Genomic DNA, 7218 nt, shown 5'->3' on the forward strand with positions numbered 1-7218 from the left:
CCGTCGGGGTCGTGGGGGGCCCGCTGGCGGCCTGGGGGTCGTGGCTGCCGCTGCATGCCCTGCTGCTCGGCGGCGTCGGCTCAGCCATCATCATCTGGTCCGCCCACTTCGCCGACACCCTCCTGCACCGCCCCGCCCTGGGCAGCGCCGCCCTGCTGGATGCGCGCCTGTACGCCCACAGCGTCGGGACGGTCACGGTGCTGGTCGGCATCACCGCGGGACGTGCGGTCCTCATCCTCGTGGGGGTCGGCATCGTCGTCACCTGCGCCCTAGCGGGGGTCGCAGCGATCACGGTCCAGTACCGGCGCGCCCTCGCCCCCGCGCTGGCGCCCCTTGCCCTCCACTACGTTGCGGCGCTGAGCCTGCTGGCCGCGGGCGCCGTCCTGGGGTACCTCACCTCCTGGGCCGATAGGCGCGGCGCGGCCGCCCTCGCCGACGCCCTCTACCTCGCCCACACCACCACCATGCTCTGGGGCTTCGTCGGCACGACGGTGCTGGGCACCCTCGCCGTGCTGTGGCCGACGATGCTGCGCACCAAGATGGTGGTGGAGGCGGCGCCCTGGGCCGTCCGCGGTCTGCCGTTGCTGCTGGTCGGTACCGCCGCCACGGCCTGCGCGGGAGCGTGGCGGCCGGCGGCGCTGCTCGGCACGGCCGTCTACCTCGTCGGCGCGTGCAGCGTGGTCATCCCCGCCGCCGCGACCGCCCGGCGCGTGCCGCCCACCTCCTTCGCCACCATGAGCGCCGCGGCGGCCGTGGCCTGGTTCCTGGTCTGCGTGGCGTATATCGGCGTCGGTATTGCCCTGGCCGACGACGTCGCCGCCGCCCGCGCGGTCATCCACTCGGCCCGCGTGGCCCTCGCCGCGGGATTCGCCCTCCAGATCATCCTGGCGGCCCTGAGCTACCTCACGCCCGTCATGCTCGGTGGCGGCCCGGCCACCACCCGCGCCACCAACGCCATCCTGGACCGCGCCGCCGCCTACCGGGCGGTTGCCGCCAACACCGGCCTGCTGGTCGCCGTCGCCGAGCCGCTGCCGGGGCAGGTGCGCCTGGCGGGGGCCGCGGTCGCCGCCGTCGTCGCCGGCTACGTTCCGATCGGGATTGGGCTGGCCGTGCGCCGGGTGGTGCATCCCGGGCCCGGGAACGCGCCGCGGGCGGAGGCGCACACCGACCGCGGCGGGCGTGCGGCTAACCAGACGGAGGAACCATGAGACAGGGTCAAGAACCCCAGTCCGCACAGCAATCCGACCGGGCGGCGGTGACGGCCGGAACGGCGCCCGCCGTCGGCAGGGGGAGACGAGGCCACGGTGCGGGCACTCAGGGCGCCGTGCGGCTCGATCGGCGCGGCGTGCTGCTCGGGCTGCTCACCACCGGGGCTGCCGTCGCTACCGGAGCCGGGGTTGCGCTCTGGCGCTCTGGCCGCGCGGCCAATACCGGCTCCACCGACGTGGCCGCCACCGGCGAGACCACGGAGGTGACCGTGGGGGTGAAGGGTATGCGCTTTATCCCCGACACGATCGACGTGCCCGCTGGCAACCGCCTGCTGATCACCCTGGATAACGACTCCGACCAGGTGCACGACCTGGTGCTGCAACTGGCCGACGGTACGAGCGTCTCCACCGGCCGGGTCGCGGCCGGCACCACGGGCAGCCTCGACGCCGGCGTCGTCACCGGTCCGCTCGAGGGATGGTGCTCGATCGCCGGGCACCGCGCCCAGGGCATGGTCTTCCACGTCACCGCCTCCGGCCAGGCCGCCACGGCCGCAGGCCAGACCGCTACGGCGCAGGCCGACGCCGCCCCCGACTATGCCGCCGTCCTGCCCGCGGAGGTGACGCCCTTCGACGCCGCGCTGGCGCCCGCCGACACCTCCACCACCGTTCACGAACACACCTTCACCGTCACCGAGCAGGTCATGTACGTGGGCGGCGGGGTCACGCAAACCCGCATGACCTACAACGGGCAGGCTCCCGGCCCCATCCTGCGCGGCCGGGTGGGCGATACCTTCCGCATCACGCTCGTCAACGACGGCTCCATGAGCCACTCCCTCGACTTCCACGCCGGTGTGGTCTCGCCCGACGCGGTCATGCGGTCGATCAACCCCGGCGAGTCGCTCGTCTACGAGTTCACCGCCGAACGCTCGGGCATCTGGCTCTACCACTGCTCCACATCCCCGATGAGCGTGCACCTGGCCAGCGGCATGCACGGCGCGGTCATCATCGACCCGCCGGGACTGGAGCAGGTGGACCGCGAGTACGTCATGGTTCAGTCGGAGATCTACCTCGGCCCCGAGGGCGGCGAGACCGACGCGGACAAGGTCGCGGCCAAAACCCCCGACCTGCTCGCCTTCAACGGCATTGCCTTCCAGTACCGCGACCGGCCGCTGACCGCCAAGCCGGGGGAACGGGTGCGCATCTGGGTCATGGACGCTGGCCCCTCCCTGCCGACGTCGTTCCACGCCGTCGGGCTGCAATTCGACCAGGTCTTCGTGGAGGGCGCCTGGACGCTGGGCGGTCCCAACGCGGTGGGCGCCGCCTGGTCCGGCGGCGGGCAGGCGCTCGGCCTGCAGCCGGCCCAGGGCGGATTCGTGGAGTGCGTGCCGCCGGAGCCGGGCACCTACACCCTCGTCTCTCATGCATTCGCCGACATGGAGAAGGGCACCATGGCCTACCTGAAAGTCACCGCCTGAGGGCTGCGGTCCCGACGCTATCCGCGCCATCGCTGACCGGTGCGGACCGCGGCTGCGAGGCCGTGACGTGGCACCCGTCTGCGCGCAGAGGCGCGAGGGCGAAGCGGGTGACGTCTGCGGGGGCCGCGGCGTCCCCGTTGTCGGCGCCATCGACGCGGGGACCGGTGGGGCACGCCTGGGTGCCGTAGCGCTCGTTGAGGAACCCCTCGTGCATGACGCACACCAGCGGGTGCGGCGGACGCGAATCCGTCACCAGCGGACACGCCTTGAGAATCACCTGCTCGCCGTCGAACTCGGGGGCAAATCCCATGAGCGACAGGTACGGCAGCAGCGCCGCCAGCGGGGTGGCCGGATCGTTGGCATGCGCGGGTGGCTCGGCGGGGTCCTTCGGCGTCAACTGGGCCCAGCGCCTGCCGATCTCCAAAGCTTTCCGGCGGGCGTCCGCACCGTCGCCCAGCTGTTCAACGACCGCATCCAGGAGGGTGAGGTAGGAGGCGGCGACCTGAGCCGGATCAGGGCCCGTCGGCGCATAGCGCAGGGCGGGGCGGCCGCGGCGTCCGGTGGGCGTGGTCGACACGGTGACGAGGCCCGCCTCCACCAGAGCATCCAGGTGCTCACGCACCGTGTTGTGGTGCAGCTTCAGGTCCCGGGCTATGTGTGCCGCCGTCACCGGTTGGGGTGCGGCCTCGACCGCTTCCAGCACACGGCGCCGTGCCGGGGACAGCTCGGCGCGCACGGACAGGTCCGTCCAGGCGGGCCGGGGCAGCGGGGCGCGGGCGCCCTGGGGAGAGGACATGTGCTCAGGCTAACGTTCGTCATGCCTGTGGTGGGGCAGAACGGGCTGCGGAAGGCGGCACGTGCCCAGAAGCTGCGGAGCGCCGCCCCAAAGGAAAACCGACATGGGGCGTGCGTCCGGAGTTGAACATTATGTGAGTCTTTGAAGAGGTGCTCGAAGCTTTCTTTATCGATTCTTCTTTTGAGTTCCGCTTGCATGGTAGAAGTGCGGGAGGCGCCGTTGATGCGCGTGTTGGATTGTGTCCGCTGAAGGGGGAAGCGTCAGGGATGAGGGCAGGGGATCGGAATTCGACCTGTCGCTGATTGTGGAGTGAATGCGGCGTACCTGGTATGTTTTGAGAGGTTGGAACGTTTGTCAAGTCTGGCGTCGTCGTTCGAGTTACGAGCGCGGGCGTGGAGGCGTTCCATCACGTTCGATCCACGATCACCTGTGAACCTGTGGGACGTCTTCGTCGCCCCAGATCCCTAGATACATGCAGGAAGAAGACCGACATTGATGGGTAAGCAGCGCAGCGTCGACCGCAGCAGGCTTGTCCGCCGTTCCCGGCAGGCGATGCTCATCGGATGGGTCATGTCGGCCACGGGCTCGTCAGCGGTGACCGGCTCCGCGCCCGCACTGGTGGTGGCGGCTACGTTGCCAGCGGTGTGGATCGCGTTCTACTCGACACTGACCAACATTGAGGATTTGCTCGCGCCGCTGATGGTCAAGGTTGTCGCTCGGTGGCGGCCAGGGCGGGTGCTGACCGCGTGTGAGGCATACGATGTTGTGTTGCTGCTGGTGGCACTGGGGTTGATCAGCATCGGCACTTCGGTCGGCCCGGTGCTTGCGGGGTACCTAGTTGCTTCCTCGCCTATCCCTCTGGTGCTCGACGTCGCTGAGGAACTTTATGGCGCAGAGATGGCGGCGGTGGATCCTGAAATGTCCTTTCGCTTCACCTCGCATTTGCATTCTCTGACGGCGCTCGTCTCACGTGTTGTTGCGCTACCCATGGGAGCCGCATTGACATTTGTGTCTCCGGCAGCAGTTCTTATCATTAACCTGGTCCTCTCAATAGCGGCGGTTGCCCTGCGGCTGCGTGGGGTCTCATATGAGGAGGCGGCCACCGGCAGCGGCGACGGTGAGGGCGCTGCCGAAGAGGATGGTGTACGTCTATCGACGGTGGCGCTGCTTAAGAGTTTTGTGACGCGGCCGCTGGTGTCTCCGCTGAGCATCCTGCTGCGTTCAGTCGCCGCTGGCCTGGCCGGCGCTTATGTGGCCGTGTTCATCGGCACACGCTATGGACACGGAGCCTACGTGTGGGTGCTCGTCGCCACGGGAGTAGGGGCAACCGTAGGACCGCAGATCGCACGTGCGGGTCGTCGTGCGGCCGGAGGTGGCACCACCGTGATCGGTTGCGCGTTGACGGGCGCCGCCATGCTATTGGTCGGTGCCGTGTTCCTGCCCGCCGGAAGTCTCCTTGTCGGCGCGGCAGGACTGGTCATCGCCGAGGCGTGCCTGTGGGGCCTGGGCAGCGCTCTGATTGGGGAGCGGCAGGTGCAGCTCCGCGGCCGCGACTTCGTCGAGGACACGGTCTGGTGCCAGGCTGCGGGTGCGCTCGGAGCGGTGGTCGGGAGCTGGGCGGCACTGGGACTGCGCGCGACGGTTTCGCCGGTATGGGCGTTGGGAACCGCGTCCCTCATGCTGACGGCCTTGGCCGCCTACGTCTGGTTCGTGCCCCGACGGCGTCGGCGGCATACGGGGGGAGAAGCGGCCGAGTCCGGCTCGGCACCGGCGCAGCGCAGCTCAAACCCGACTCACCCTCAATGACGTGCCGACGCCGGCACTTATGACGCATTGAGGCCGGTCGGTTGGGCGGGGCGGGTCATAGCCCAGTAGATCGGCAGCGGCGGGGCGTCCAGCGTGGCCGTCAGCGTGAACCCCTCCCGCTCGTACAGGCGCCGGGATGCGGGCGAGGTCGACTCCAGATGCGCGGCCACGCCGTCGGCGTCGACGCGTTCCAGGCCGTGGCGCAGCAGGGCGGTGCCGGTGCCGCTGCCGCGCGCCTGCGAGGCGACCGCCAGCATGTACAAATACCAGTGGGGGTCGTGCGGTTGGGCCGCCTCGCACTGGGCTCCGTCGAGCCGGATCAGCTCCCACGCGCCGCCCAGCACGTCCACGTCGAGCCCAGCGAAGATGGGGCCGGCCGGTTCGGACGCATCCGCGCCGGCCGCCGGGGGTGAGGCGGGCGCATGCCACAGGGCCGCGGCAATGATCCGCCCACCGGTGTCGACGACGACGTCGACCCGCGTCCCGGACTGTGCGGTCGGGTCGGGGGAGAGGTACTGTCCGGCCAGCTCATGGCGGTGCAGGTGATCGAGGGCGGCACGCGCATCCGGGGCCGCCGCGGCGATCGTGCGCATGAGCGGATCGGCGGCGAACACGTCGGTGAGCAGGTCCGCGACTGCGTCCAAGTCCTGCGGCGTGCCAGGTCGAATCATGGTGCTGCTCATCGTTACTTTCCTTTCGCCCAGACCGGGACGTGTACCGAAACCGGCCGCCATGACGAGTTGCGTTTACCGCCGGTGCCCCGGCGTCGTCGGGTCTTCCGTCTCCAGGGCGGGGGCGAGCAGACGCCGGAAGGAATCCACCCGGGCACGGCGACGCTCGCGCTCGGCGGGCGCCGCAGCGGCGTCGTCGGCCCACTCGTCCAGGGCACACTCGATGACGCCCTCCTCATGCGTGCAGCCGCGCGGGCAATCCTCCGCCACGTCCGCCAGGTCGGGGAAGCCGCGCAGCACGTCCGCGCTGGACACGTGCGCCACCCCGAAGGAACGCACCCCGGGGGTGTCGATGACCCAGCCGCCGCCCGGTAGCTGAAGGGCCTGCAGGTTGGTGGAGGTGTGGCGGCCGCGGCCGGTCACCTCGTTGACCTCCCCGGTGACCCGATCCGCCCCGGGCACGAGCGCGTTGATGAGCGTGGACTTGCCCACCCCGGAGTGGCCGACGAATACCGAGGTCTTGCCCTGGATGATCTCGCGGACCGCCTCGACGCCGTCGCCGCCGGCGCGGGAGGCCTCCGCCCGGCTGGAGGGATCCAGGCGCGTGCCCACCGAGCGCACCCCGAGTGGCTGGTAGAGGCCCAGCAGTTCGGCGGGGTCGGCGAGGTCGGTTTTGGTGAGAATGAGCAGCGGCTCCATGCCGGCGTCGTAGGCGGCCACCAGGTAGCGGTCGATCATGCGTGGGCGCGGCTGCGGGTCGGCGACGGCGGTGACGATGACGAGCAGGTCGGCGTTGGCGACCACTGGCCGCTCGGTGCCGGCGGCGTCGCCGTCCTCGGCGCTGCGGCGCAGCAGGGTGGCTCGCTCCTCGACGCGGACCATGCGGGCCAGGGTGTCCTTGCGGCCGGAGGTGTCTCCGACGACGGCGACCCGGTCCCCGACCACGACCTTCCCCCGTCCCAGCTCACGCGCCTTCATGGCGGTGATGTCACCGGAGCCGTCCACGGTGAGGGACGGATCCTCCAGGCGGATGCGGTAGTGGCCGCGGTCGATGCGCGTGACCATGCCGACGGCGGCGTCGGCATGGGCGGGCCGCTGCTTGGTGCGCGGACGCGACCGCTTGCCGGGACGCACGCGCACCCGCGGATCGTCGGTGCCGATGTCGCGGCGGGCCATTACCGCTCCTCCTGGCCGGCAGCGGCGGCGTGCGTCATATCGACCGGTCTCGATACGTCATTAGTGCCGGTTTCGGCACGTTACAA

The 7218-nt window shown here is 70.5% G+C and carries 6 protein-coding genes; 3 read left to right on the forward strand and 3 right to left on the reverse strand.

What is annotated here, in order from left to right; all coding sequences use genetic code 11:
* Nucleotides 1-11: 11 nt before the first annotated feature.
* Entirely contained in the window at nucleotides 12-1208 is a 1197-nt protein-coding gene (locus tag RWX45_RS11345; protein ID WP_410050719.1) for a hypothetical protein, read from the forward strand.
* Entirely contained in the window at nucleotides 1205-2683 is a 1479-nt protein-coding gene (locus tag RWX45_RS11350; protein ID WP_316023830.1) for a multicopper oxidase domain-containing protein, read from the forward strand. The genes RWX45_RS11345 and RWX45_RS11350 overlap by 4 nt, the downstream gene beginning before the upstream one ends.
* Here the strand turns inward: RWX45_RS11350 and RWX45_RS11355 are convergent.
* The gene (locus tag RWX45_RS11355; protein ID WP_316023831.1) at nucleotides 2673-3479 is read right to left on the reverse strand and encodes a helix-turn-helix transcriptional regulator; all 807 of its coding nucleotides are present in this window, start codon (nucleotides 3477-3479) and stop codon (nucleotides 2673-2675) included. The genes RWX45_RS11350 and RWX45_RS11355 overlap by 11 nt on opposite strands.
* Nucleotides 3480-4031: 552 nt before the next feature.
* Here RWX45_RS11355 and RWX45_RS11360 point away from each other — a divergent pair.
* Nucleotides 4032-5285, forward strand: coding sequence for an MFS transporter (locus tag RWX45_RS11360; RefSeq protein WP_316023834.1), 1254 nt, complete (start codon nucleotides 4032-4034; stop codon nucleotides 5283-5285).
* 17 nt (nucleotides 5286-5302) lie between these two features.
* Here RWX45_RS11360 and RWX45_RS11365 read toward each other — a convergent pair whose 3' ends face one another.
* Nucleotides 5303-5968, reverse strand: coding sequence for a GNAT family N-acetyltransferase (locus tag RWX45_RS11365; RefSeq protein ID WP_316023832.1), 666 nt, complete (start codon nucleotides 5966-5968; stop codon nucleotides 5303-5305).
* A 63-nt stretch (nucleotides 5969-6031) separates the two neighbouring features.
* Complete coding sequence (gene rsgA / locus RWX45_RS11370; protein ID WP_316023833.1) at nucleotides 6032-7132, reverse strand: ribosome small subunit-dependent GTPase A; 1101 nt, start codon at nucleotides 7130-7132, stop codon at nucleotides 6032-6034.
* Between the last annotated feature and the right edge of the window lie 86 nt (nucleotides 7133-7218).

The organism is Actinomyces sp. MRS3W, assembly GCF_032465695.1.
Taxonomy (GTDB): Bacteria; Actinomycetota; Actinomycetes; order Actinomycetales; family Actinomycetaceae; genus Actinomyces.

Excerpts from the sequence above, each read along its gene's own strand:
- RWX45_RS11350 (WP_316023830.1), top strand. The coding sequence starts at position 1,205 with ATGAGACAGGGTCAAGAACCCCAGTCCGCACAGCAATCCGACCGGGCG.
- RWX45_RS11355 (WP_316023831.1), bottom strand. The coding sequence starts at position 3,479 with ATGTCCTCTCCCCAGGGCGCCCGCGCCCCGCTGCCCCGGCCCGCCTGG.
- RWX45_RS11360 (WP_316023834.1), top strand. The coding sequence starts at position 4,032 with ATGCTCATCGGATGGGTCATGTCGGCCACGGGCTCGTCAGCGGTGACC.
- RWX45_RS11365 (WP_316023832.1), bottom strand. The coding sequence starts at position 5,968 with ATGAGCAGCACCATGATTCGACCTGGCACGCCGCAGGACTTGGACGCA.
- rsgA (WP_316023833.1), bottom strand. The coding sequence starts at position 7,132 with ATGGCCCGCCGCGACATCGGCACCGACGATCCGCGGGTGCGCGTGCGT.